20 protein-coding genes are annotated in these 26,738 nt (G+C 57.3%); 7 read left to right on the top strand and 13 right to left on the bottom strand.

The window, feature by feature from the left end:
- On the bottom strand, positions 1–461 hold a 461-nt coding region (locus ACYVRZ_RS04755), incomplete at its 3' end, for a transposase (RefSeq protein WP_461225272.1).
- Between the two features lie 611 nt (positions 462–1,072).
- Between ACYVRZ_RS04755 and ACYVRZ_RS04750 the strand changes: the two genes are divergently transcribed.
- Together ACYVRZ_RS04750 and ACYVRZ_RS04745 are read left to right on the top strand one after the other, a co-directional pair.
- Positions 1,073–1,609: a restriction endonuclease subunit S gene (locus ACYVRZ_RS04750; protein WP_461225270.1), complete on the top strand. Its 537-nt coding sequence runs from the start codon at positions 1,073–1,075 to the stop codon at positions 1,607–1,609.
- Positions 1,610–1,665: 56 nt separating this feature from the next.
- Entirely contained in the window at positions 1,666–2,595 is a 930-nt protein-coding gene (locus ACYVRZ_RS04745) for a site-specific integrase (RefSeq protein WP_125706722.1), read from the top strand.
- Positions 2,596–2,770: 175 nt separating this feature from the next.
- Here ACYVRZ_RS04745 and ACYVRZ_RS04740 read toward each other — a convergent pair whose 3' ends face one another.
- The 4 genes from ACYVRZ_RS04740 to guaA form a co-directional block, all read right to left on the bottom strand.
- On the bottom strand, positions 2,771–5,782 hold the full coding sequence (locus tag ACYVRZ_RS04740; protein WP_125706721.1) for a type I restriction endonuclease subunit R: 3,012 nt from the start codon (positions 5,780–5,782) through the stop codon (positions 2,771–2,773).
- 55 nt (positions 5,783–5,837) lie between these two features.
- Positions 5,838–7,058: a restriction endonuclease subunit S gene (locus ACYVRZ_RS04735; protein WP_461225267.1), complete on the bottom strand. Its 1,221-nt coding sequence runs from the start codon at positions 7,056–7,058 to the stop codon at positions 5,838–5,840.
- Positions 7,051–8,640 carry a type I restriction-modification system subunit M gene (locus tag ACYVRZ_RS04730; protein WP_203634043.1) on the bottom strand — a complete coding sequence of 530 codons (1,590 nt, stop codon included), beginning with the start codon at positions 8,638–8,640 and terminating at the stop codon, positions 7,051–7,053. Before ACYVRZ_RS04730 ends, ACYVRZ_RS04735 begins: the two co-directional genes overlap by 8 nt.
- Positions 8,641–9,320: 680 nt before the next feature.
- Complete coding sequence (gene guaA / locus ACYVRZ_RS04725; protein ID WP_461225265.1) at positions 9,321–10,871, bottom strand: glutamine-hydrolyzing GMP synthase; 1,551 nt, start codon at positions 10,869–10,871, stop codon at positions 9,321–9,323.
- Positions 10,872–11,341: 470 nt separating this feature from the next.
- Here guaA and ACYVRZ_RS04720 point away from each other — a divergent pair, with 470 nt between their 5' ends.
- Together ACYVRZ_RS04720 and ACYVRZ_RS04715 are read left to right on the top strand one after the other, a co-directional pair.
- Positions 11,342–11,497, top strand: a complete 156-nt coding sequence (locus ACYVRZ_RS04720) for a hypothetical protein (RefSeq protein WP_225047704.1) — start codon at positions 11,342–11,344, stop codon at positions 11,495–11,497.
- Between the two features lie 1,068 nt (positions 11,498–12,565).
- Positions 12,566–13,759 carry a hypothetical protein gene (locus ACYVRZ_RS04715; protein ID WP_461225262.1) on the top strand — a complete coding sequence of 398 codons (1,194 nt, stop codon included), beginning with the start codon at positions 12,566–12,568 and terminating at the stop codon, positions 13,757–13,759.
- A gap of 229 nt (positions 13,760–13,988) precedes the next feature.
- On the opposite strand, the gene coaA is transcribed toward ACYVRZ_RS04715, so the two are convergent.
- The 7 genes from coaA to ACYVRZ_RS04680 all read right to left on the bottom strand — a co-directional run bounded on the left by coaA (position 13,989) and on the right by ACYVRZ_RS04680 (position 21,162).
- Positions 13,989–14,912: a type I pantothenate kinase gene (coaA, locus tag ACYVRZ_RS04710; RefSeq protein WP_461225260.1), complete on the bottom strand. Its 924-nt coding sequence runs from the start codon at positions 14,910–14,912 to the stop codon at positions 13,989–13,991.
- Between the two features lie 220 nt (positions 14,913–15,132).
- Positions 15,133–15,306, bottom strand: coding sequence for a FeoB-associated Cys-rich membrane protein (locus tag ACYVRZ_RS04705; RefSeq protein ID WP_461225258.1), 174 nt, complete (start codon positions 15,304–15,306; stop codon positions 15,133–15,135).
- 13 nt (positions 15,307–15,319) lie between these two features.
- Positions 15,320–17,413: a ferrous iron transport protein B gene (gene feoB, locus ACYVRZ_RS04700; protein WP_461225257.1), complete on the bottom strand. Its 2,094-nt coding sequence runs from the start codon at positions 17,411–17,413 to the stop codon at positions 15,320–15,322.
- Complete coding sequence (locus ACYVRZ_RS04695) at positions 17,406–17,891, bottom strand: FeoA family protein (RefSeq protein ID WP_461225255.1); 486 nt, start codon at positions 17,889–17,891, stop codon at positions 17,406–17,408. The genes feoB and ACYVRZ_RS04695 overlap by 8 nt, the downstream gene beginning before the upstream one ends.
- Before the next feature lie 175 nt (positions 17,892–18,066).
- Positions 18,067–18,543 (bottom strand): acyl-CoA thioesterase, encoded by a 477-nt coding sequence (locus tag ACYVRZ_RS04690; RefSeq protein WP_461225253.1) that lies wholly within the window; start codon positions 18,541–18,543, stop codon positions 18,067–18,069.
- Between the two features lie 4 nt (positions 18,544–18,547).
- The gene (helD, locus tag ACYVRZ_RS04685; protein ID WP_461225251.1) at positions 18,548–20,839 is read right to left on the bottom strand and encodes an RNA polymerase recycling motor HelD; all 2,292 of its coding nucleotides are present in this window, start codon (positions 20,837–20,839) and stop codon (positions 18,548–18,550) included.
- A gap of 170 nt (positions 20,840–21,009) precedes the next feature.
- The gene (locus ACYVRZ_RS04680; RefSeq protein ID WP_461225249.1) at positions 21,010–21,162 is read right to left on the bottom strand and encodes a Tat pathway signal protein; all 153 of its coding nucleotides are present in this window, start codon (positions 21,160–21,162) and stop codon (positions 21,010–21,012) included.
- Between the two features lie 77 nt (positions 21,163–21,239).
- Between ACYVRZ_RS04680 and ACYVRZ_RS04675 the strand changes: the two genes are divergently transcribed.
- The gene (locus ACYVRZ_RS04675) at positions 21,240–23,060 is read left to right on the top strand and encodes a monovalent cation:proton antiporter family protein (RefSeq protein ID WP_461225247.1); all 1,821 of its coding nucleotides are present in this window, start codon (positions 21,240–21,242) and stop codon (positions 23,058–23,060) included.
- Between the two features lie 286 nt (positions 23,061–23,346).
- Here the strand turns inward: ACYVRZ_RS04675 and ACYVRZ_RS04670 are convergent, their stop codons facing one another.
- Positions 23,347–24,174, bottom strand: coding sequence for a nucleoside/nucleotide kinase family protein (locus ACYVRZ_RS04670; RefSeq protein WP_461225246.1), 828 nt, complete (start codon positions 24,172–24,174; stop codon positions 23,347–23,349).
- 252 nt (positions 24,175–24,426) lie between these two features.
- Here ACYVRZ_RS04670 and ACYVRZ_RS04665 point away from each other — a divergent pair, with 252 nt between their 5' ends.
- A complete protein-coding gene (locus tag ACYVRZ_RS04665) occupies positions 24,427–24,891 on the top strand; it encodes an RNA polymerase sigma factor (protein WP_461225244.1) in 465 nt (154 codons plus the stop codon).
- The gene (locus ACYVRZ_RS04660) at positions 24,881–25,783 is read left to right on the top strand and encodes a sigma factor regulator N-terminal domain-containing protein (protein ID WP_461225242.1); all 903 of its coding nucleotides are present in this window, start codon (positions 24,881–24,883) and stop codon (positions 25,781–25,783) included. Before ACYVRZ_RS04665 ends, ACYVRZ_RS04660 begins: the two co-directional genes overlap by 11 nt.
- The last annotated feature ends 955 nt before the right edge of the window (positions 25,784–26,738 follow it).

Here is a 26,738-nt window from a genome sequence, read left to right as displayed (position 1 = left end):
AGCTTCTTGGGAAGTGTCATGTTGTCTAGCTCAAGCAGCCCGGCGTCGATGTAGCGATACACAGTTGTCGTTGAAGGGCAAGCCTTGCCCTGGTCGCGATAGAAGTGTACGAAGCTATCAACGCTGTGTACGCGCGGCTTACGAGTAAGCTCCCTGGCGAGAGCCTTGAAGAACGCATGGCCGGTCTTAAGAAAGGCGTAGTGACCGGTTCTATCGCGTTTACGGTCGTGCATAGCTTGGGCAGTTTCCGCAAGATAGACTTGATGCGAGTGACGCTTCGAGTCGAGCTGAGTTACAGATCCACGCGTGATTTCTCGTGAGATTGTCGCTTTACTGCGATGAAGCTTCTGTGCAATCACGGTCGCGGTGTCACCAGCAGCCCGAAGGGCCTGAATTGTAGCACGGTCGCTAAAACTGAGTTGTTGGTAATGCTTGTGGGTGTTAGTCTGAGAGTGGGTCATGAAGATTCCTGCTTTCTTGTTTAGCTAGCACTAACAAGAATAGGTCTTCATGGCCTTTTTGGTCTAGTCGTCAGGGTGTTGCACTTGAATTGTAAACTGGGGAACTCATTTTGATACCTTTTGACGCACGAAAGACAATCGCAACCTTGCGCTTTGAATTGCTCCATGTTGCGGGTAAGGTCACGCATCACGCGCACCGAATCGTCCTACATTTAGCTTCAAGCCAAGTTTTTAGTGGCTTTATAGGCAATGTGTTGAACGATATTTTACAAATGTGACCAAAGCAACTAAATGGTCGGGCCTGGCCGAAGTGTTGAAATACGTTCGGTCTATTTGGCGACGCCGACTCTGAATAAGTTGGCCAAAATCAAGGTGTATTGATTCGGCATGGCGAAGTTAGTGTCGCTATTGAGCCTATGGTTGTATTTCACAAACCTATGAATGAATCAGGATTATTATAGCGCCGATGTTGGAGTGTCGAGTGCTCATTTTCAAAAACATGAAAGCTTACATTATTGGAACGTTCTCACATAAAGTTCCAATAATCGAGGCGATAATATGGCGATTTACATGCTTTATCGCATTATTTGGCGCATTATTTTACACTAAAAATGCATCATATTGTTAACCATGATATCTCGGTCAAACATTCGTACGTTTGGGAACAGCGTAAGTTCAAAGACATTCTAAAAACACACTCGTTCCGTTCGTACTTAGCTGGTGTTTCAGAGAATGGTGAGTACGAAGTTATTCAACAAGGTGATAAGCCAATTGTTGGATATTCTGATGGTGAACCTTTTACTGATTACAAAGATGTAACTCTGTTTGGGGACCATACAGTTTCATTATATAAGCCCAAAAGCCCCTTCTTTGTTGCTACTGATGGCGTAAAAATTTTAAGTGCAGATAATTTTGAAGGTGATTATCTGTATACAACTTTAGAACGTTATAAACCTGAACCACAAGGATATAAGCGTCATTTTACAATTTTGAAAAATCAAGATGTGTGGTTTACGGAAAATATGGAAGAACAACAAAAAATTGGTGTCTTCTTCAAGCAACTAGATGATACTATTACCCTTCATCAACGTAAGTATTTTTCCCTTCCACCTCCGAAATTACATTATTTCATTACCTATCGATTTTGAATTACAGTATGAGCGATGAACGGATTTCATCAATTAAATATTTCGGAGGCTATACAATGGAAACTACCATCACAAAGAGTTCACTCTTCTATCGCTATTTCAAAGAATGGTACGAACTTTACAAAGTTGGTGCGGTTCGCACTGTCACTTTGCAGAAATACGACATGACCTATCATCATCTAATTGCACTCGCACCGACACTTACGCTCAATCAGATCGACCGTAAAACCTACCAACAATTACTTAACCTTTTTGCCGACAACCATGAACGCCAGACCGTACTCGCCTTTCATCACCACCTGCGAAGTGCACTGTTAGATGCGTTCGATGAGGGCCTAATCAAAACCGATCCAACCCGCAAAATCGTCGTTAAAGGAATGGCCCCTGTGCCGAAAAAGGCAAAATACCTCAATCAGTTTGAACTACATGCAGTACTTTCAGATCTGGACCTTAGCGATACACCGAACTGGGACTGGTTCCTCCTTCTAGTTGCCAAAACTGGACTGCGCTTTGCTGAAGCGTTAGCCGTGACCCCAAAAGACTTTGACTTCACGCACCAATCACTGAATATCAAGCAAACTTGGAACTATAAATCAGCTAACGGTGGCTTTCAGCCAACTAAGAACTTCAGCTCAAAGCGCCGAATCCAAATCGACTGGCAGACAATTACCCAGTTCTCCCAGCTTGTCAAAGATCTGCCAGAGGATGAACCAATATTTGTTAATGGCAGAGTCTTCAACTCCACGGTCAACAACCAACTTCGCAAACACTGTGAGAATGTTGGCGTACCAGTAATCTCCATTCATGGGCTTCGCCATACCCATGCATCTCTACTCCTATTCGCTGGCGTAACGATTGCGAGTGTGGCCCGCAGACTCGGCCATTCCAACATGACGACGACTCAGCAAACCTATCTCCATATCATTCAAGAATTAGAAAGCCAAGATACCGACAAGGCAATGCGGTTCCTATCTGGGCTGGTCTAGCCTGTCGATCATGTGCATCGTTAGTCTAAAATGAATCATTTTCGTCAAATAAATCCCCGATTGTTACCACTGCTACATGCAGGATAACGGTCGGGGATTTCGATAAAGCGCTGTATGTTTTGCAAGGATAACTTCAGCAAGAAAAAGGCCTTTCCGACGTTTTCTAGACTGATTCTCACTTCAATTCGGAAAAGAACGCCAATAACCCGTCTTCGAAGTCAGCGGTTTCAAAGAATCCTAAGTTCTCTGACTCTTCAATCTTGTCAATACGATCCTTCAGCTTCGGGTTGTCATTTAGGCCAACGCCTGGCAAATAGCAATCATATGCTTCCATGATTGCGTTTCCGTTGTAATCATTGTCAGCAGACCAGCGTCTGATCTTCAATTCCTTCTTCTCCGTGCGGATGGTGCGGCGCGCGTGCTGAAGGGAATCTGTATCAAAGTGTTCAGTATAATCACCGCTTTCGATCCCATCTAGGATATCTTCGATCTCCGACCGGTTATCATCATCCATCGGTGTGATATGATCTTCAACCGCATCACGGTTAGTCGGAATCGTATCGTCGATATAGGTGTTCAACAGCTCAACCAGCTTGTCGTAGTCGATGATCTCGTGGTTGTACAGATCAATTGCGACTTTGATATTGGTCAGGTCGATTTTCTTATCATCAGGGAGTAGTTCGTTGACATCGTTGAGCCGCGCCTGGAGCGCACTGAAGCGATCCTTGTCTTGAATAGCCAACCTGACTTTCTCACCAGTTGGTTTGCCTTTCTCATCGAAGTCATCGACTGCCGAGCCAAAAGCGTAGCCTTGCTGGACCAATCGCTGGACCTTCTGATTCACTTCGGCAGCGATGACAGCAAATTCAAGTTGTTCCTTCTCAGAACGCGGCGTCTGGCTGAAGTCATCCCCTGCGATTGCTTTCAAACGCGCGATTTTCGGTGCCAAGTCGTTGATCTGTGTTGCCATCTTAGGCGCCAGAATATCATCATCGAATAAGTCTTGTTGCTCAGAATCATCAGGCTGATTCTTGGCGTCTTCGATCGTGTCGTTGCCACCTTTGGTATAGATAATCAATGCGTTGCGGACATTCTCCTCCATCAACTCGCCTTTACGGAAGAAGCGCACCTTCCCGTGCGGCTTCGCGTTCTTGTCGATGGTGCGGTTGGTCCGTGACATTGCCTGAATCAGCATACCTTCCTTCAGTAGTTTGTCTAAGTAGATCACGTTCACATACTTGGCATCAAACCCCGTCAAGAGTTGATCAGAAACGATCACCAGGTCCAGGCGTTGCGGCATCGTAGCCTCTTCGGCGGCGGTCAGCCGATGATTGTAGGGCTTCTTGTGGGCCAACCGCTTCGTGATATCGTTCAGGTAGTCGCGTTCCGGATTGGGGCTGTTGAGAAAATCTTGTGTGCCAAAGAAGGCAGTATAGTCTGTCATCGCTTGCTTCAAGGCGGCCTGCAAATCTGAACTACCGACACCATTCGCCTCATCACGCGAATAGGTCATCGCCACCCGCAGCTCTGGTGCCATCTCTCGAAACAGATTGTAGTAGGCCACAACTGCCTGTTTGCCAGAAGCCGCAAAGATCCCATGGAACTGATTGGGCTGGCGAACCCCCATCTCAATCGGACCAGAATGGTCGTCAGCCCACTGATTGAGAATATCTTGAACCACTTCCTGCCGATAAGGAAGCGACGTGTAGACCTCTCGCTCAAGTTCCTCTTCCGTCCATTCATTGTTGGCGTCAGCTTCCACATCCACCGTACTATAGGTCACATCGAAGCCCAACACGTTGCCATCGCCGATCGCGTCCTTGATGGTATATCGGTGTAGGCGTTTGCCGAAAACGTCATAAGTAGAAATTGCTCGCGACGTGGTCACATCATTGACTTCATCGCTATAGAAATTCGGCGTGCCTGTAAAGCCAAACCATGTGGTCTTAGGGAAAGCCGCCTTGATTCGCTTCACGGTATCGCCGCTGGCCGAACGATGCGCCTCATCCATCAGAATGACATTGCGCTCATCGGAGGTCAGGCCTGCTTTTACCGCTTTATCCAAACCTTGTACCGTGATCAGGAAAATGTGTGAGGCTGCATTTCTATGTTTGAGTGCCTTCTTGAGTTCATATCCCTTCACCACCTGAATCCGATCTTCAAACGTCTTATAAGCATACGACTTGAAGTTCTCGAAGGTCTGGTTAATCAGATCGACGCGATCGACAATGAACAAGACGTTGCGCACACGCGGCATCGCTGCCAATAACTGCGCAACTTTGAAAGAAGTGACCGTTTTACCGGAGCCAGTGGTATGCCACACATACCCGCCTTCTTTTTCAATCAAGCCGTTGGCATCCATTGTACGCATCCGATCCAGGATCGCGCGCGTTGCTTGAATCTGATAAGAGCGCATGACCATCAAGTTGTCATTAGATGCATCAGGGATCATGTTGACGGTGACCAGCCGATGTAGCGCTGGAATCCCCATTACCTGGTGAATGAAGGTCATGGTATCCGTAACGTCCTTGCCGTTGTCGTCGCGCCAACCAAAGCAAAAGTCCTTATTATAATCCTCAGTGCTTCGTGGTCGTGCCAAGTAGTGAGCTGAATGTTGTGACAAGATGAACTGCACCTGCACAAATGAGAACAGGCCAGTGTACATCCCGTCGCCATCATACTTCTGCAGCTGTTCGAAGGCGTTCCACTGATTCTGAAGGGATTCGTCCTTCTCCTCAATGTGTGCCACAGGCAACCCATTGATCAGTAGCATCACGTCGATGCGGCGTTTCTTGCTGAGGGTATATGGCAAGTCAGTGAAGGTGATCTGGTTAACGATCTCATAACGTGAGCGGCCACCGGCCACTTCATCTCCGTAGAAGATTTCAATTTCTAACTTGGTGCCATCTTCACGTAACAACGGCACCGTACCGACTCCGCCGGAACCGGCTAACATCAACTGCGCGTCATACGGTGTCTTGTTCTTGGCAACTTCCTGCTTAATCAGTGCAAATTCGCCGTCTGTGAGTTCCTTGCCATCCAGTTTTCTTGCATTATTCTGATTTAGAATCTCTCGCCAATGGTCATACAGGTGCGGCGCCGTCACACCGGAAAGGTCTTTGCGATAAGTCCACCCCTCATTCTTTAGCTTCTCGATCACTGCATCTTCAAATTTATTTTCTGCCATACATGCTCCCCCTCCTGTTTCGTTGAGATGTGTTCGCCGTACTGAAAAAGTCGAACTATACAAACAGTTTCTGCAGAAGGACTTTCTTTAGTTGTTTGAGGTCTTCGAGCTTACGTTGATGAAGAGCGATAGTGTCGTCTAACTGTTTGAAGAATGAGCCGATTTTTTGTTGTTCAGTTATTGTTGGCGACGAAATTGGCTGTTTACTTAATTCCGTTTGATTAATGCTTGCTTGGCTGACTGCGGGATTCGCGTGCGAAACTGCCCAACTTTTCATTGGCATCGTGTTTAGTCTCTGAAATAAAAATTCCGAATCAACATCATTGCGCATTTGGAATCGCAAGAGATTAATTCCGTGATAAATCCCTGCCGTATCAACCAAAGCCACCTTTCCAATGTGACTCAATGAGTTAATATTGCTGTAAAGAATATCGCCCAAATTTAGAAGATACTTCTGGTCTGGTTTTTCATTTGTGAATCCTAACCTCGCAACATTCAACATTCCTTGCGAAATACTTTCGATGCGTGTAAGTCTATATTCGCCACCTTGAAGTGTTGCGTCACCCGTGACTCCACTTGATATACTAACCGCATCACCCAACTTACGCTGTTCCCAATCGTTAGTGTATCCATTGAATCGAAAATCAGGGACTGGCTTCTTGTCAGAAGCGAACATTCTTTTCAATAATTCTTTTTTTACTGCCTGTAAGTTTTCATACTTACGTTGATGAAGAGCGATAGTGTCATTTAATGATTTAAAGAAAGCCTCAATCTTCTCCTGCTCTTCCAAACCTGGATATGACAATTTGAGGGAACTGAAATCACGAAAACTAATACTGCGACCGTCGCGAATTCCATAGGTAACAGTTGTAAGCCTCTTTATAAAGTTGGTGCTTCGTAAAGGCTCTATCCAGAACTCCGGAAGTTGTTGAGACAGATCTCTTAGTTGGATGACTGTGTATGCAGGGGAGGTAATTCCCTGGATGCTTGAATATGCAAATCCGCCTTGAAATGAACGGAGATGGATTACAAACTCCCCTGGTTCAACCATTTTGTAATTTGACAGGCTCTGCTCATCATATTTAATGTCAATGCCAACATTGGCTCTTGGAACCATTCCATCCTCTTGTGTGGCTGACAAAACTGGCAATTCGGCATGGCCTTTTTTGGAGACTGTCACAAATATGGATCCAGACTTACGCTGTTCCCAATCGTCAGTGAATCCTTTGAAACGAATGGTCGGAATGAGCCTCTGGTTTCCTCGATCTTTACTCATAGTCTAGAACTCCCTTCAGGTCATCGAGGAGCTTCTGATCAGCCAAATCGGTCACTACCAAATCTGCCATCATTTCCTTCAATTCGGTGTTAAGCTTGGCTTCTTCTTCTGAAATAGACTTCATGTCAGCAAGCAGTGCCGCCGTATCAATTGGTGCCTCTTCTTCAAAAGTATCCACATATCGCGGAATGTTTAAGTTGTAGTCGTTTTCTTGGATTTCAGCTAACGGAGCAAGGTGCGCATATTTATCAACATCCTTGCGCGTCAAATAGGTTTCAACGATCTTGTTGATATCCTCTTCACGCAATCGATTACTGTTTTTTTGCTTCTCAAAGCCCTTGGACGCATCGATAATCATCACATCGTCTGATGAACGGTTCTTCTCTAACATCATGATGATTGTTGGAATACTGGTATTGGTAAAAATCTTCTCTGGCAGCCCAATAATCCCAGCAATATTGTGATTGTCTAACAGTGCTTGCCGAATTTTTCCTTCCGCGGCCCCTCGGAACAAAACGCCGTGTGGTAACACAATCGCCATACGACCATCAGCTTTCAAGTGATAAAGGCTGTGTAACAAGAAGGCATAATCCGCCTTAGTCTTCGGCGCCACACCGAACTTGAACCGAGGGTCGTCCTCTCGGTTTTGATTGTCCCAGTGTTGCGAATACGGTGGGTTGGCCATTACGGCATCAAACATCCGCGGGTTATCCACCCCTTCAATAACGCCATCCGGCCAGTCGTTGTTCAGCGTATCCGCATTGCGCAAGTTGATATCATTATATTCAACGCCATGCATCATCAAGTTCATGCGGGCAAGGTTGAAGGTCGTCGTGATCAGCTCTTGTCCGTAATACTTGATCGCACCACGCACCCCGGCGTTACGCATATATGACGCCGTGGTCAGAAGCAACGAGCCGGACCCCAGTGCAGGGTCATAGAGACTGTATTCCTCAACATTTTCACGGCCAGAGGTCAGAATACGCGCCATGATATCTGAAACTTGGTGCGGCGTATAGAACTCCCCGGCCTTTGCACCGGAGTTTGCGGCAAACATCCCAATCAAATACTCATAGAGATCGCCGAGCACATCCGCGTTGTCGTCCAGTTCGATCTTATCCATCAACTCGATCCAACTCATCATTGTTGCCGTCCGCGTCTGTGCATTTGCGCCAAGCCGCGAAGACGTCAAATCCATGTCGGCAAAGATCCCAGCAAAATCATGCTTAGCGTCCGGACTTACCCCTTGGTCAAAATGAAGCAAGGCGTCTGCCACCATGGTCACATTGAACTTATCTTCATCGATGGCCGTCTTCCAGTCATCGAACATATCACCAGGCTGAATCACATACCCCAGATTGCGTTGCATAAACTCGGCAGCCTTCCCCGCATCTTGTGCCCATACATTCGCCCAGGTCTCACCACGGAGCACGCTTGTTAGCCACTTCTCTGCTTTCTCAGATAAGAACTTGTAGAACATCACACCGAAGACATAGTTCTGATACTGTGACGGCTCAATCTTACCCCGAGTGTCATTCAAGGTTTTCCAGATCAGTGCTTCTCTTTCGTGCGTTAACGCCATCGTGTTACCCCCTATTTGTTGGCTCAAGAGTGATTCTCTGAGCATTTGTTTTCATACTGATTATACAGAGAATTCGGTGGAGTTTCAGGGTAAGTTTCCAATATAGGATGCTTTCTGGACAAATAGTAGCCGCATAAAGAATACATAGATCTTTGTCAAATAGGATGAAACCTATTATTTATCATGAGATAATGGAACAGTTTCTCACCCTACATCATCTTGTAGAACACTTGCCACATCATTGTGATGACATATTTTTCAATTGCTGGTAAATCTGATATTGTCCAGATCAAGATGGATACCACAATATCAACATACTAACAACACTGTCCACCATGGCGACATCAACCTTCCAGAAAGGACATACGCCAACTGGATTATCGCGGCTAGGAGCGTAGGCTTGATTCACCGGCATCTGCTGGAGCAGATTAGGTACTGCACCCGTCTGGAACATCAGACCCGATTCCGCTACTATTAGCGTGCAGCGATTCACCAGTTACACAGACCCCCCAAAAAATCATCGGCTTAGTCAAAAAAATCCCTGCCTGATTAGGCTTTTACAGCCCAAACTTGGCGGGGATTTTGGCGGGGAACGTAATAATTTCCCCGCCAGTCATATCCTTTGCATCTCCCGAAAACGCCGTTAAATCAACATTCCGGACTCAATTAACATGTACCTTTTATTCCCACTCAACCGTTGCCGGCGGCTTGCTCGTGATGTCGTAAACCACGCGGTTGATGTGCCCGACCTCGTTGACGATGCGGGCTGAGATCTTCTGGAGCACTTCCCAGTCGATGCGGGCGAAGTCGGCGGTCATGCCGTCGATGCTGGTGATGGCGCGGATTGCGATGGTGTAGTCGTAGGTGCGACCGTCGCCCATCACGCCGACGCTGCGGAAGCCTGGGAGCACGGTGAAGTACTGCCAGATGCTTTCGTCGAGGCCCGCCTTTTTGATCTCGTCGCGCAGGACCCAGTCGGATTCGCGGACGATCTCGAGCTTGTCTTCGGTGACCTCACCGAGGACGCGGATGCCGAGACCCGGGCCCGGGAACGGCTGGCGCCACACGAGCTCGTGCGGGATGCCCAGGCGTTCGCCGAGCTCACGCGCCTCGTCCTTGAACAGCTTGTTCAACGGCTCGATCAGCTTGAATTTCAGGTCGTCCGGCAGACCGCCGACGTTGTGGTGGGACTTGATGGTCTGGGCGGTATCGGTGCCGGACTCGACCACGTCGGTGTACAGCGTACCCTGGGCGAGGTACTCGATGCCGTCGAGCTTGCGGGCCTCTTCATTGAAAACTTCGATGAAGTCGCGGCCGATGATCTTGCGCTTTTGCTCGGGGTCGGTCACACCCTTCAGGTCGCCGAGGAAGCGCTCGGCGGCGTCGACCTTGACGATGTTGACGCCGAGGTCGCGGGACAGCGCGGCCATCACCTGGTCGGCCTCGTTCTTGCGCAGCAGGCCGTGGTCGACGAAGACGGCGGTGAGCTGGGAGCCGATGGCCTTGTTCAGCAGTGCCGCAACGACGGAGGAGTCCACGCCGCCGGAGAGGCCGAGCAGGACCTTTTTGTCCCCGACTTCCTTGCGAATCGCGGTAATCTGCTGCTCGATGAAGTCGCCCATGTTCCAGTTGGCGGTCGCGTGGCAGATGTCGAAGGCAAAATGGTGCAGGATCTCGTGGCCGTAGCGGGTGTGCTGCACCTCAGCGTGGAACTGGATGCCGTAGAACTTGCGGACGTCATCGTCCATGGCGGAGATTGGGCAGTTGTCGGAGGTGGCGGTGACGCGGAAGCCTTCAGGCACCGCGCGAACCAGGTCGCCATGGCTCATCCACACGGTTTGCGCAGCCGGCAGATCCTGGAAGAGCTTCGCGGAGTCGTCGGTGACCTTGATGTCAACCTTGCCGTACTCGCGGTTCTTGGCGGATTCAACGCGGCCGCCGAGGCGCTGCGCCATCAGCTGCATGCCGTAGCACACGCCCAGAATCGGAATGCCCAGCTCGAAGATCTCGGGGTCGACGTCGAGCGCCCCTTCATCGTACACGGAGTTCGGTCCGCCGGAGAAAATGATCCCCTTGGGCGCGATATCACGCACTTCTTGAGCGGAAATACTGTGCGGCTTGAGCTCGGAGTAGATGCCGAACTCGCGAATGCGCCGCGTGATCAATTGGTTGTACTGACTGCCGTAATCGAGAACGATGATCTGGTCATAGTCCTGGGTCGTCTTAGCCACGTTTATGCCACGCTCCTTATTTGAATTATATCAATGATACTGAAAAGTGCCGGCAAGGTCAACCGTTGCCGGGCTTAGATGAGGGAAATCGCGACCATCGCCGCGTTGGCTCGCGCCATTGTCCGGAGCTGGCCGGCAAACCGGGGCGCAGTCGCCGGGATAGGCCGGGATTCGCGAACCAAGGCGGTTGCGGGTCGTGCCGGCAAGGTTGCGGGTCGCCGGGATATACTGGGATTCACGAACCGGGGCGGCAGCGAACCCGGGAGCCGGTCTTGGTGAAAAGTCCATAATTAGCAAACGGCCCCCGGTTGCTGTGCCGCTAGCGCTGCTTGGCCGCCCCACCGCGCCGGCCCAACTTGTTAAGCTTTGCTCAAGCCGGCGCCGCCGACGCGCCACGGCCGCCGGTCCGGGCTTATACTGAAGGCAACAAGTCACGTGGGCGTCTTTGCCCGCCAGTCAGGAGGTCCAACATGTTCTTACCTTTCACAATCACCGGCATTTTGGTCCTGGGCCTTGCGGTGTTCGGTCTGGCCACGCACCGCGGCCGGCTGGCCAAGGTCGCCTTGGCCGTCGGGATGCTGGCGATGATCGCGCCGCTGTTCATTTTCTTCATCATTCCCTGCTAGCGCAGAGACGCCGGGCCGTTCGCGGTCCGGCGTTTTTAAGTTGCGCAGACAAAAAGCGTCGGCAGGCTCGCCGGCGCCGGACGCGCCGAAGCCACCGCGGGTCAAAACCCGCGGCAGCCTCGGTGTTTTTTTGGTGCTTGGTTGCGAGAATCGTGGTTGCCGCAAGTGGTGTGGTGCGACTTGCGGCCGAGTGGTTCAAGCCACGCGTCACCGCTCTTCCGCAGCTACCTCGCCTGGCGAGTAGGAAGGTCGGTCAACCGGCGCGTGGGTGGTGGCGTTCACCCTGGTATTCGGTCCCATCGAGGGGAACCGTAACGCGAAAACACGTGTGTTGAAAGCCAGGTTCGGCTTGGTATGGGCGGGGGTACTGGAGATGCTTATGCTCCGGCCTTTCCCCCTGGGGCAGTGGACGTAACAGCGGCCAAGGCCTTTGGCCGCCTCCCTGTCCTAGAATAATCATCCAAAGTCATTGTAAGCCCTGCCATTTCAACCGTCAATTTTGAAGCTCAGAACGTTGTCTCAGGCAGATTTCGTTACTTTTGGCGCCATCGCGGCTATACTGGCGAAAACAGGAAAGTTGGTGCCGCGATGTCATCACGACTCATTCAACTTACGGCCACGATTAATGGCGGCTTCTCCGGTCACATGCTCACACCGACATTGGCCGTCACACAGCGACGATGGCTGGCAATCCAGCTGTCGGCGTTAACATTACCGGATGGCACTGCATTTCATTTTCCACCGGTTCCCGCCTACCTGGCCTTTCAGCCCGGGGCAGCCCAACTCGGCCTGCTATGGCGAACGGGCGACACACTTGCGGTAACCGGGACCGTGAGTGCATGGCGAGAGCTCACCGCACCGGGGACCGTCGCCCATCTCCAACTTATCTGGTCTAGGATTCGGGAACAGATTAATGACGACACGACGAACTGGTTGGCCGGTTTGCCGCAGTCGTCGGATAAAACCAAATTATTCGGCATTCTCAAACGTTTTTGTCGCAAGCAACTGAGCTTTCCGGAGTTTCAGACACAGCTCGTGACTCAGGCCCAAAGCCTCCCGCCAAGAGCGATGCGGCAGCTCGCCCACCTCCAGCAAACCCAAATCGCCTTGATGCGCAAGGGCTACGCCGCGCTTGACGCAATCGCCCCGGAACGCTTGGTGATCGCCGCGCCGACGCAGCTGCGGCTGCTGCAGGCGACGCCGCCGGACGACCGGCCGGTGTACCGAGTCGACGCCGCCAGGCTGGGCGACCCGCGGTACCAGGCCGCGCTTTTGGCGACCATCACCCCGGCCGCCGATGCCGCCGCCGCACTACCGTTGGATCCGCCCAGCCCCGAGCCGTCGCCGCTCACCCCTTACCGCATCAGCCTGCACACCAGCCTGGCGCAGACCAGGCCGCGGCCGCAGCGCCAGCGGCTGGCGGTGACCGTTCAACGCGCCACCACCTCGCTGCTGCTGGACGACAACGACCGCACCCACGCCCAAGACGGCCTGCTGGTTGAAGTCGCTGCCGCAACGGCCGTGGAAAAAATCAACGCACAGGAAGAGACGTTCAGCGGCGACCTACACCTGACGCCGCACGTGCCGGTGGTGCTGGCCTTCGACGCCGCCTTAATTCGCCTGCAGCTCGGCCTGGGCTGGCGCGGCAGCCTGACCGGCAAGCTGCGGCTGGTCCGGGCCATCGCACCCAACCAGGTCGCCGCACTGCGCCGGGCCCGGGCGGCGGCGGTGGCCGCGATCGCCAAGCTGACCCGGCGCCAGGCCGGGGCCAGTGAGTCCAGTGGCCGGCGCAACGCGGTCACCGCTCAAACCGGTGGCGGTAGGCCCAACCAGGCCACCGACCGGGCGGCAGCCCCACGCGAGCAAGCCGCCGCCCAAACCGCAGAACGGCGCCATCGCACCGCCAGCCAGACCACCGGTCAGCAACCGCCAGGCGAGGCGGCCACCCTGGCCCGGCTGGCGACCCAGCTGCAGGCCGGCCGCCTCGCGTTTGCCGCCTACCAGGCCCAGCTCGCCGCCTGGCTGCCACCCGCTGACGACTTGGCCGCGGCGCGACAGGTCACCTGGGACCGCTACCTCGCCAAGCGCGAGGCGCTGAGCCACCCCGTCTACCTTTTGACCGGAATCTCGGCCCATGAGTTCGAGGACGGCGGCGCGATGATGCGCCAGTTGGCCATCGATCCCGCCAGGCTGAAGCAGGCCGGCTACCGCCACCGGCTGTTTGCGCAGTGGCAACAAAACGCCAAGAACGCCGTCTGGTGAGCGGCACCGCCAGACCACCACGACGACCGCGGCGCTGCCCCGGGCCACCACGCCAACGCGCAGCGGGTTACAAACGCGCCCGACACGAAAGGCGGTGCGACCTCCCGATTCGGGAAGCCGCACCGCCTCTGTCGCGTGGCGCCGCCTACTCGGGAGGCCCCACCGCCTCGGTCGCGTTTTTCGCCTGCCGCGGTTGCCTCTGTCGCCTTTTTACCTCTGTCGCCTGTGGCTAGAACTTGCGCAGGCTGACGCGGTCGATCACGTGGTTGTCAGTTTTGTGCAGAATCACATCCGCGCGGTTTTTGGTCGGCAGGATGTACTCGTTGAGGTTCTTCAAGTTGACGTCGCGCCAGACCTGCCGCGCCATCGCGAAGGCGTCTTGGCGGTCGCCGATTGCGTATTGGTAGTAGTAGTTGGTCGGGTCGGTGAAGGCCGTGTCCAACAGCATCCCGAAGCGCTCGAGGTACCACTGCTCGATTAAGGCCGGGTCGGCGTCGACGTACAGCGAGAAGTCGAAGTAATCGGAGACGTAGATCGGCGCCTGGCTGGGCAGCTGCAGCACGTTGATGCCTTCGACAATCAGGATGTCGGGGTGGTCGATGACCTCCTCTTCACCGGGGACGATGTCGTAGATCTGGTGGCTGTACTTGGGGGCCCGCACCACGCCCGACGCGTTTTTGACGTTGTTCAGAAAATGGATCAGGAGGTCCATGTCGTAGCTTTCGGGAAACCCCTTGCGGTCCAAAATGCCACGGCGTTCGAGCTCGGCGTTGGGGTACAAGAAGCCATCGGTGGTGATCAGCTGGATGCGCTTTTCCGGGTAGGCCCGGGCCAACAACAGCTGCAAGAGTCGCGCCGTCGTGCTTTTGCCCACCGCCACGGACCCGCAGATGCCGATGATGAACGGGTGCGGATGGTGCGGCGCGGCCATGAACTGGCTGAGGTTGAACTCGGCGCGTTGGTAGTCGCGGTAGCGGATGTGCAGCAGGTGGCGCAGCGGCGAGTAGATCGCCTTGACGTCGTCCATGCTGATGGCGTCGTTCAAAGACCGCAGCGACTCCAGCTCCTCATCGGAGACGCTGGCGAAGTTGTGGGCGTGGAAGGTCGACCACTCCGCGCGGCTGAACTGGTAGTAATTCATTAGCGATTGCATGATGTCCTCGTTGGAAGTAGGGTCACGCCAAGGCGTGCCAGTGGTGCAAGGAAAAACGGTACAGGGTGAGCCCAATTGCGGGGTGCGACGCGAGGTGGCCGCCGAAGCCGGCCACTCAACCAGCCGACCACCCAGTCAGCGCCTCAGCCGGCCACCCAGCCAGCCGAGGCCGGTCAGTGCCGCGGCCGCCCGGCGGGTGCCGCCGCTCGCCGCGGCGTCATCAGGCGTGTTTTTGGTTGTTGGCCTTCAGCCGCTGGGCCTGGTCGAACAACGGGCAGCCGACGTCGTTGCACTTGCTGCAGCCGGCCGCCTTGCGCTTTTTGCTCAGAAACTGGGTGTAGACAACCGCGGCGACGGCCGCAACCAGCAAAACCGTGATGATAACAGTAGCCATAATGAGATCTCCTTTACGCGAGTTGCGCCGCGGCGCTTGGCCGCGGCCGCTTGATGACCAGTCCGTACAAGATGGCGGCCCAAGCCACCAGCAAAAAGCCCAGACCCAACGCATCGATCGAACCGCCGAGCAGCCGCGCGGTTTGGTACACCACCACGCTCAGTAGGTAGGCGATGGCGGTTTGGTAGCCGATCGCCAGCAGCGTCCACTTGCGCTGGCCGAACTCCTTGTACATGGTGCCGATCGACGCGAAGCACGGGGCACACAGCAGGTTGAACACTAGGAAGGCAAAGCCCCCCATCGGCGCGTAGGCGGAACGCAGCTGGGTCGCGAAGTTGCCGGGACCAAAGGCGATGCGCAGCGTCCCCACGCAGTTCTCCTTGGCAATCAGGCCGGCGACGGTCGCAACGGTCGCTCGCCAATCGCCAAAGCCCAGCGGTGCGAACACCGGGGCCAGCAGGCTGCCGAGGTCGCGCAGCAGGCTCGCGTTTTGCGGGACCATCTGCAGGCGCCAGTTGAAGTTGCTCAAGAACCACAGGCCGACGCAAGACAGGAAGATGATGGTGCCGGCCTTGTGAACGAAGGCGGTCGCGCGTTGGCCGACGCTTCGGCCGAGGTTGCGCAAAAGCGGCCGGTGGTAGGCCGGCAGCTCCATCACGAACGGCGCAGGCGGCCCCTCGAACAGCCGTGTTTTCTTCAAGAACACGCCGGAGCCGACGACGGCCAGCACCGAGATGAAGTAGGCGCTTGGCGCGACCCAGGACTGGCCGGGAAAAAACGTGCCGGCGACCAGCGCGATCACGGTCAGCTTGGCCGAGCACGGCATGAACGTCGTCAGCATGATGCTCATTTTCCGGTCGCGGTCCGACTCGATTGTGCGCGTCGCCATGATGCCCGGCACCCCGCAGCCCGTCGCGATCAGCATCGGAATGAAGGCCTTGCCCGACAGGTTGAAGCGGTGAAACAAGCGGTCCATCACAAAGGCGATTCGCGCCATGTAGCCGCAGTCCTCAAGAATCCCCAGGCACAAGAACAGCATGGCAATCTGCGGCAAAAATCCCAGCACCGCCCCGAGGCCGCCGATTAGCCCGTCGACCAGAAGCGACTGCAGGGGCCTTGCGACGTGCCAGGCGGTCAGCCAGTGGTTGGCGACCCCCGGCAGCCACCGGCCGAACACGGTGTCGTTGAGCCAATCGGAGCCAAGCGTCCCGACCGTCTGAATCGACAGGTAGTACACCGCCCACATCACCGCGGCGAAAATCGGCAGCGCGAACCAGCGGTTGGTGACGATGCGGTCGATGCGATCGGACGCCGTTTCCACGAAGTCGCCGGTGTCGACGACGCTCATCGCGACGACCCGGGCGATGAAGTCGTACCGGGCGTTGACCATGATCGCGTCGGCGCTGTCGGCGAACAGCTGCTCGGCCGTACGAATCGTCTGCTCAATGTCGGCCTGCTGACGCGCCGTCAGCGCGACCGCCTGCTGAACCGCGGCGTCGCGCTCGAACAGCCGAATCGCATCGAAGCGCCGCTCCGCCTCCGGCACCGCGGTCAGCTGGGCCTCGATCATGCCGATGGCCGACTCGACGCGCGGGTCGTACTCGGGGTACGGGTAACGGCCGGATTCCTTGGCCGTCGCCGTGGCCACCAAGGCGTCCAGGTTGGTGCGATTCAACGCCGAGATGCCGATCACCGGCACCCCCAGCGCGTAGCTGAGCTTCTTGAGGTTAATCGTCCGCCCCCGGCCGCGCAGCGCGTCCATCATGTTCAGCGCCAGAATCAGCGGCCGCCCCGCCTCCATCACCTGCAGCGTTAGGTACAAGTTGCGCTCGAGGTTGGTCGCGTCGACCACGTTAATCACCTTGCTGGGATCGCCGTTGAGCAGAAAATCGCGGGTCACCAGCTCCTCCGAGGAGTACGGCGACAGCGAGTAGGTGCCGGGCAGATCCTGCAGCGTGATGTCCGTGGCCGCGCGGAGGCGGCCGGCCTTGCGCTCGACGGTGACGCCCGGCCAGTTGCCGACCGCCAGCCGGGCGCCGGTCAGCGCGTTGAACAGCGTGGTCTTGCCCGAGTTCGGGTTGCCGACCAAAGCCAGTGTCTCACCCATGTGCCGCCATCCTTTCCACCCGCACGGCCAGCGCGTCCTGGCGCCGCAGCGTCAGCTTGTAGCCCCGCACCGCAAGCTCCAGCGGATCACCCATCGGCGCCACGCGGATCAGGTGGACCAAGGTGCCGCGGGTCAGCCCCATGTCCAGCAGCCGCTGGCGCAGCTGGCCTTGACCCTCAATCCTGCCGACCACCGCGCGGTCGCCGACGGGCAGGTCGGCCAATGCGATCAGTGCCGCGTCATCGACCGCCCGAAGCGGCGCGACCTGGACCTGCCCGGCGATTTCGTCGGACACGGCCAGCCGCTGGCCCTGGAAAAAGATCACCATGCCGGCGGCGTTCTTGCTAGTCTGAATCACCGTCAGCCGCTGGCCGGCTCGCAGGCCGAGCTCGGCCAGGTGCCGCGCCAGCGTCGGCCGCGCGGTCACTTGCATGATGAGAAAGGTCCCGGGGGTCACAACATCGGTCAACGCTTGCATCACTGAACACTCCAAACTGTGCTAATTCACTACGCCTATTGTAGCGTTTTCTTCCTTGCCTGTGGGGCTTTTTCGCCAAAAAATCGTGGCCTGTCATCTGTACTAGAAAAGCCCCGGCGAACCGGGGCAACCACTCAGTAGGGCAGATGATTGGGTACGTCTCCAAACGGCCGCCCTACTCCGTCAGGCTCAAGTCGACGCCGTCCAGCGCGTGGCGCCGGGCCCGGTTGGCCGCGGTTCGCGCCGCGTAGCCAGCCGCCAGCGCGACCAGCTCGGGCTCATCCGCCTCGACGCTGGTGAGGTCTGGACCGGGGTTAGCGACGAAGGTGGAAAAGGCCGTCGCGATCAGGGTGCGGGAGCCGGCGTCCAGGTCCTCTTCGATCACCTTGGTGAAGACCTCCATCGAGCGGCGGCCGACGCCGGTCACCACGCTGTGAAACTCGATGGCCTGACCCAGGTGGCCAGGCGCCAGGAACTGGAGGTTATCCAGTGCCCCGGTGGCCATGCCGCGCCGGGCCAAGCGGTGGGCGGCAACGCTGGCCGCCTCATCCAGCCAGTACAGCAGCTGGCCGCCGTACAGCGTTTCGTGTTCGTTCAGTTGGGCCGGGAACACGCGGTGCGTGGTCACGGCCTTGGTTTCACTCATTTTCATCGGCTTACTTCTTTTCGTATAACGCGTCTGGCATATCGGCGAGCAGCGGCGACAGATCCGGGCTGGCGAAAATCGTCAGGCGGTGCATCGCGCGGCTGGCGATGGTGTACAACAGTTCCCGCTCGTCCTCGTCGTGGAAGGTGGCGGCGTTGGCCTGCCACAGGATCACGGCGTCGAACTCCAGCCCCTTGGCCAGGTAAGACGGCACCACGATCACCCCGGCGGCCAGGCGCTGGTTCTCGCTTTGAATCAGGGTCACCGGCACCCCGGCGTCACGTAGCGCCTCATAAACCGCGTTGGCGGCCTCGAGGGTCTTGGCGATCACCGCCGTGGTCTGCTTGGCCGCGTCGTCGATGTCGATCTGCTTGAGCATCGCGGCGACCAGGGCTTCTTGCGAGTCGCGCAGGTAGACCACCGGCAGCGGTCCCTGGCGGTTGAACGCCTCGATCTGCTGACCGGAACGCAGGATCGCCTTGGTGAACTCGGTCACCTGGCGCGTCGAGCGGTACGACTGGGTCAGCTGCACCACGCGGGTCTTGTCCGGGTCGAAGAGCTTGGCGACGTCTTGAATCAGGGTGTGGGAGTCGGCCTTGGTGAAAATCGCCTGGTTCAGGTCGCCCAAAAGCGTGAACTTGGCCTTGGGGAAGCTGGTCTTGAGGTAGGCCAGCTGGTACGGCGTGTAGTCTTGAATCTCGTCGATGAAGACGTAGCGCATGTTGCGCTCGCCGTGGCGGCCGGTCATCAAATCGTACAGGTGCAGGTACGGCGTGGCGTCGGCCATCGCCAGCCGGCGGTCCTTGAAGGCGTCCAGGAAGGCCGAGACGTCTTGGTCCCACTCGGCTTGGCTCAGGCCGAACGCGGCGAGGTCGACCACGCTGCCGGCGTTTTTGAGGAAGGCGACGTACTGGCCCCGCACGTTCAGGAAGTGGTTGCGGACAATCGCGGTCTGAATCTGCTTGAACGCGTCCAGCACGATTTTCTTGGCGAAGAACTTGTACTCGGCGTCCGAGTCCTTGAACTCGGCCGGGCCGTTGCTTTGCAGCTCGCGAATCTGCTCGTCGGACAGCGACTCGACGGCCTGTTGGACCCAGTCGGCTCGCATCTCGGCGTCGACGCGGTGGTTCAACGCGTTGATCAGCCGCTCCTTGGTCGCGCTCAGGCGGTTGCCCAGGTGGTAGTTCTCGTTGTAGCTGTAGAAAATCTCGGCGATGCGGCGCTTGGAGAAGAACACGCGGCCTTGGAACTTGATGTCGCGAAACTTCATGCCGGCCTGCTCAAGCGTCGCGGCGTAGGCCTTGGTCGCCGCGAAAAAGGCCAGGCTGCCCTTGAGCCGCGCCACCTTTTTGGCCGCCGGGGTCAGGCGCTGCTCGAACTGGGCGAACAGGTTTTGGACCTCGATGTTCGGCACCCGCCGCGTCACGTACTGGTAGAACGTGAACTGCACCATGTTCTGCTCGCCAAGCTCCGGCAGCACGTTGCCGATGTAATCGGAGAACAGCTGGTTGGGGCTGAACATGATCACCTGGCTGGACGTCAGGTTGCCGCGGTAGCGATACAGCAGGTAGGCGACGCGCTGAAGCACCGCCGAGGTCTTGCCGGACCCCGCCGCCCCTTGCACGAACAGCAGGTCGGCCGTGGTGTCTCGGATGATCTGGTTTTGCTCGCGCTGAATCGTGGTGACAATGCTTTTCATCTGGGTGTCGGACTTTTCGCCCAGCACCTCGAGCAGCATCTGGTCGCCGATGGTCTCGGTGGTGTCAAACATCGTCTGAATCTGGCCGTCCTTGATCACGAACTGGCGCTTCAAGTCGACGTTGACCGTCTGCGGCCCGTCCGGCGTCTGGTAAGTCACCGCGCCGAGGCCGCCGTCGTAGTAAATCGAGCTGATCGGTGCTCGCCAGTCGTAGATCAGGAACTTCCCGCGCTCGTCGGTGAACGAGCCCAGGCCGATGTAGATGGTCTCGGGGCGTTCCTGGCCCTCCTGAAAATCGATCCGGGCAAAGAACGGGTTGACCGTCAACCGTCGCACCGTCGCCAACAGCTGCGTGGATTGGCGCCACGCGTTTTGGCGTTCATCCAGCATCTGTTGTTGCTGTTGAATGGACGCCGCCGTCTCAATGGTCTCCGCGTCGTTGCTGAGGTTAATCGAAAAGTCGCTGAAGAAGTTCTGGTTCAGGTTCTTCTCCTCGGCCTTGGTTCGCGCGATTTCGGCCGTCAGCCGCTTGTCCGCGGCTCCCAGCTGCTTCATAATCCCGTTGAGATGGGTCTGCTCCAGTGCTTTTTCCTGATCTGCCATGGAAGAGGTCCCCCCTTATCTTAATAAAAGCGTTGTACTATCTTACCATTAAAGGGCCGCCAAAACAACGGGCCTGAGGGCGAGGTCGTCTCTCGCGAAAAGGGCGCGGTCTCCGGGTCCCGGGCGGCTTGGGCTGCGGCCGCCTTACCGCACAAGGCAACACAAGGCGGTCAGCCCTTCTTCTTGAACAGCGGCGTGTAGGCCTCCAGGACGTAACCGACGGCCAGGCCGATCGCGACGCCCAGCAGGATTTTTTTGAACGGGAGGCTGATCAGCAGGCCGAGCAAGACGCAGGTGCCGACAATCAGAGATTTTCTTGTCACAGGCGAACACTTCCTTATTATTCGGGTATAATGGCCTTATCTTTTGACTAACTATTATACCGGAGATGAGCCCCAAAATGGAAAGCATTTCACTTGAAATCGTCCTGTTTGCCGCCTTGGTGATCCCGCTGGCCATGGCCAAGCTGCGCATCACCAGCACCCCGACCGCGGTGGCCGAAATCGTGGTCGGCATCGTGCTGGGCCAAAGCCTGCTGGGCTGGGTCACGCCGACCGCCACGCTGACGCAGCTGCGCCAGCTCGGGGTGATCGTGCTGATTTTCCTGTCCGGGATGGAAATCGACTTCTCGCTGTTCAAGCCGACGCAAAAAGACGGCGCGATCGGCCCGGCGAAGCTCGCCATCCTGGGCTTCACCGGCGTCGTCGCGGCCAGCGCCGCCTTCAGCTGGGGGCTGGACCGGCTGGGGCTGTTCCACCACATCGGCTTTGCCACCATCCTGTTTTCGACCGTCGCGCTGGGGGTCGTAATCGCGGCACTGAAGGAAAAGGAGCTGCTGAGCAAGCCCTTCGGCCAGACGATGCTGCTGCTGGCGGCACTCGGTGAGGTGGTGCCCTTGATTGCCTTGACCGTCTACGCCAGCCTGAACGGCTCGACGACGCGGTCGGTGTGGTGGCTGCTGCTGATTTTCCTGGCCGCCATCGTGCTCTTGCTGCGCTTTCGCCGGCCGTACCAGTTCTTCGCCAAGATTGACAAAAGCACGACGCAGCTGGACATTCGCCTCGCCTTCTTCCTAATCATCACGCTGGTCACCATCGCCGAAAGCGTCGGGGCCGAAAACATCCTCGGCGCCTTTCTCGCCGGCATGGTGATGAAGCTCTTGCGGCCGCGCGAGGAGACGCAAGACAAGCTGACCTCGCTGGGCTACGGCTTTTTCATCCCCATCTTCTTCATCATGACCGGCGCTAACATCGACCTCAAGGCGCTGTTGAAGGACCCGCAGAGCCTGGCGCTGATTCCGGTGCTTTTGGTCGGTTTCCTGCTGGCCAAAATCCTGCTGTTGCCGATTCTGCGCCTGCGCTTTCGCCAGACCAACGCGCTGGCCGGGACCTTCTTGATCTCGACCACCATCACGCTGGTCATCCCAACCTTGACCGTCGGCCGCAACCTCGGCATCGTCACCACCCAGCAAAGCGGCGCCTTCACGCTAGCGGCGATCATCACCTGCATCACCTGCCCGATTCTCTTCAACCGCTTCTACCAAGAGGAGAAAGAAGACTTCAAGAAGACGCGGCTGCACATCATCGGCACCAACCTGCTGACGGTGCCGATCGCCCAGCAGCTGTCGCGCGGCCTGTACGACATCACGATGTTCACCGACGACGCCGAGAAGTACGCGACCTACAACTCCGAGGCCAACGTCAAAAAGCTGGCCGGGCTGACGCAGGCCGACCTCGCCGCGGCTCAGGCCTTCGACTGCGACATTTTGCTGTTAGCCTATTTTGACCACGACAAGAACTACCAGCTGGCCCAGACCGCCATCGCCGCCAAGGTGCCGCGCATCATCGCGCGGTTCGAGGCCAAAAACGTCGAAAACGCGCAGTACGACGAGCTCGCCGCGGCCGGCGTCGAGGTCTACAACACCTTCGAGGCCAACATCTCGATGCTGCGCAGCCTGATCGAGTCGCCTTCCACCCTGAAGATTCTGGAGGACACCACCGCCGGCATCTTCGAAATCACGGTTCGCAACCGCCGCTTCACCGGCCTGGAGGTCAAGAACCTGCCGTTCATCGACGCGATCACGATTTCGCAGATCTACCGCGACCACGCCTTCATCGCGCCGCACGGCGACACCCAGATTCACCTGGGCGACCACATCATTTTCTCCGGCGACAAGGCCGCAATCGCCGACATTCGCCGCCAGCTGGAGCTTGCGAACTGACTTGTGAAATCGCGTGAGCATGCTATCATGTGACTATAGAAAAGAGGGATATTATGGCCAAATACACCGTCGAACTGAGTGAGGAAGACTTGAACATGATCAAGGACTGCCACTCCAAGAACCCGTCCATCATGAAGGCAATGAACGACGCGAAGGAAAGCAAGTAAGCTTCGCCGTCGCCAAGCAGGCGCGACCTCCCGTCATCGGGAAGCCGCGCCTGTTTTTTTGGTGTGGGGGTGGCTCGGGTTCGTGTCACTGGCCACCACCCTTTGATTCGGTCGCCTCGTTAGTCATCGGCCTGCATGACCGGCGCGTCCGGGTCGTCGTTGGCGATCACGATGGCGCCACGCTCGGGCCGATCCGCCGCCAGGTAGCGGCGATACACCGGCAGGTAGCGCCTTTCGTACAGCGCCATGATGCCGGGACCGTACAGCGGAGCATCGCGCAAGCGCCCCCGGGCCAGGATGGTGCCTTCCTCAACCGTCAGAAAAATGCGCAGGTCCAGGTACCCGACCACCGGCGGCCGAAACAGCAGCATCCCCTCCAAAAGCACAATGGTGTCCGGCTCGATGTCCAGCCGCAGCGCCTTGACGTTGGCCCCTTGCGCCCAGTCCAGCACCCGCAAGTCGGCGTGAAGGCTGCCGGCCGCGGCCAGCGGCGCCAGCACCAGCTCGCACAACCGCTCGCCGTCAAAGGCATGCGCGTAGAAGGTGTCGACCTCGCTGCCTGGCTCCTGCGCGTCCCAGGTCAGCGTCTGAAGCGGCCGGTGAAAATCATCGTAGTGCAACACGACCACCCGGTGACCAAGCCGCCGCAGCACCGTCGCCAGGTCCGTGGCCAGCCGCGTTTTGCCCGAGGCGTAGGCGCCGCTGAGGCCGACTATCAACGGACCCGCCTTCGAGTCGGCCGCCGTCACCAATCGCGCCGCCAAGGCGGCCAAGACCGCCTGGCGGCTTGCGCTCAACGCCAAGGCCGACGCCGCGCCGGCGGCCTCGGGCTGTTGCTGGCGCTGCCTTGCACCATCGCCTCCGGGCTGCGTTCCGTCCTGGTCCTCGACCCGCGGGGCCAAGGCCTGCTCCCGCTTAATTGTCGCATGTTCTCGCGCTTCGTTCATCATCCACACTCCTTGCGCCATTTCTTAGGCGCCATCGCACCCTGTGCCAACCGCATTATGGCCGACTTTTGGGGGTTTGGCAACGCATTCGACCGCGGCACGACCCGCGCCGCAATCGCGCCGCTTGCCCTCGGCCGCCTGGCGTGGCATGCTGAAGGCGAAAGTGACGGCGAAAAATTTGGGCCGCCGGGCTGTCCCCTTTGCCCGGTGGCGTGCGTCTTATGGGTGAGGACCGGGAAAGGAGGGATGGGGATGGCGCGCAACGGGTTTGACGACCACCTGCTGGCTTTGGGCAAGCGCGTAATCGGGCTGCTGGCCGCTCGCGGGGTGCCGCACGCCGATGCCGAGGACGCGGTGGGCACCGCGTTCGAGCGGATTTACGTGCTGCTGCCGACGCTTGACGTCCAGAATCTGGACGGTTGGTTCTACCGCGTCGCCCTGAACGCCTACCTCGACGCGCTGCGCCACCGCCGCCGCGAGCAGCTGACGGCCAGGGTGCCAGAGCCTGTCGCGAGCGATCCCGATCATTTTTCCGCGCTGGTCGAGGCGGCTGCGCCGGCCGACCGCGAACTGTTGGCCCTCAAGTATTACTACGGGTTTTCGGTGGCGGAGATTGCCGCGGCCCTGGCCCTGCCGCCGGAAACCGTCAAAAAGCGCCTGCAACGCTCGCGGTCGCGCCTCGGCGCGACCCTGAAGGAGGAAGACCATGGATCTTGAGCAAGCCCTGCGCCGGGCCAAGCGGCGCCAATTCTTCAAAACACTGGGTCAGGCCCTGGCCGCCGTCGTCGTGATCGGCATTTTGGCCGGCCTCGCCGTCAACCGGGCGGCCGCCCTTCAGATGCAGCGAACCTTCGATGCGCTGCAGGTCTACCACCAAGTCGCCGAGCCCAACGTCACGGTCGGCTCGGAGATGCTTTCGAATGGCGGCCTGGCCTCAGGCAACGTGGTGACCGTCGAGTACAAGGAAGTCGCCGGCATCCCTGTGCCGTGGCGAACCCTGACCAGCCGCTTCACCCCCTTATCGTACCAGCTCGACGACACCCTAAGCGAGCGACACGCGCTGAACTTCGGCGCCGGCAACGCGACGCCAATGCAGTCTTACACCACCAACACGATGGAAAAAGTCGCCAACTTCTACAGCGACCCCAAGGCGCTGACCAGCAACGAGGGCCTGAAGCTTGCGGGAATGGCCGACACCTACGCGGAGCTTGCGGTCACCTTCAAGTCGCCCAAGACCCTGGTGGCGGTCAAGACGTGGCTGCCGGCCAATGTCAGGCTGCGCTGGGGCTACATCCTAGACGACCCCAGCACCGACGCCAACGGCCTGGACAACATCGCCGATCCGCTGGGCGTCGACCTCACCGTGCCGCTTGACTACAAGGATTGGCGCGGCTACCTGCGCCGGTACTGGCGCGGCCTGGATCCGCGCTACGCCAACATTCAGCCCTACCGGACCGCCATGGCCGCAACGGCCAAAACCGTCCGCTTCAAGGGCGTGACGATCACCGGCAGCGCCAAGGCCCTGGCCGCGGTGGCCAAGCGAACGGCTGTCGCCGGCTCCAGCGTCGGCGTCAGCGTTCACCCCGCACCCTACCAGAACGCCTGGTGAGTTCAGGCTGCGCAGACACCGCCGAGGCGGCGCAATCTGGCAATTTGCATGGCGAGACGGCGGCCGCTGCCATTTCCCTCTCATTTTGAATGCGGGTGGTTTTCAGCGGCCGCGAGCGTCGCGGTCCCTGTCACAGCAAAGATTGCGGCGGTAAGCCAAAAAAGTTTTCATCAGTATTCTGTGACAAACATTAAAAGCAGCCGGTTGGGCCGCCATTTTTATCGGTCGCGCCTGTGGGGTCGCTCTCATTTAGAAAGCGGTGTAATTGACCGTGCCAGTCGGACTCGTGTTCTTGATTCGCAGACACGCACCATCCTCGATCACGGTCCAGCCACCGTTGTCCGGCAGGTTGTCCTTACAGTCCCCTGCGATTGCGGCTGTGTGGCGGGGCGATGAGCCTTCTCATAATGGCCGCATAATGAGAGTGGCGGCCAGTTGCTCACAATTGACTTGATTAAAACAACATGACCGATTTGCGAAAACCTGCCCATCGAACGCTTAGACTCGCTCCAAATTTTCAGCAAATAAGGGGAGAAAAGCTGTTCGATTTCTTAGGCAATGCTTAGCGCCCTCTTCTTGCTGCCGGGCCTCCTGCTGGTTAAGATAGACTTGTAAATAAGGAAGTCGCAAGACATCTCACAAGTAGGAGGAAAACGAATCATGATTTTGGCTGCGTTCGGTATTGTTGTTTTAGGATTGGTTGTCGTTGCTAGTGACCAGAGGATTGATGATGTTCAAACCCCTGACAGTCTTCAGCCGCAACACTAGTCTTACCAGGAAAGTCGCCTAAGGGCGGCTTTTTTGGTATCCAGGGCGGAGAAGCGCGGGAACGCGAGCCGGCCAGCGCAGGGCTGGGGCTTGAGGCCCGACCTTGGCCTCAGGCACCGGTCCTAGCTGGACACGCTCGCGTTGCGCTTCGGAGCCCGACGATCCAGGGCGAAACCGAGCGAACTTA

Source organism: Lacticaseibacillus suihuaensis (genome assembly GCF_054785075.1).
This window is presented reverse-complemented; position numbering and strand designations above follow the sequence as displayed.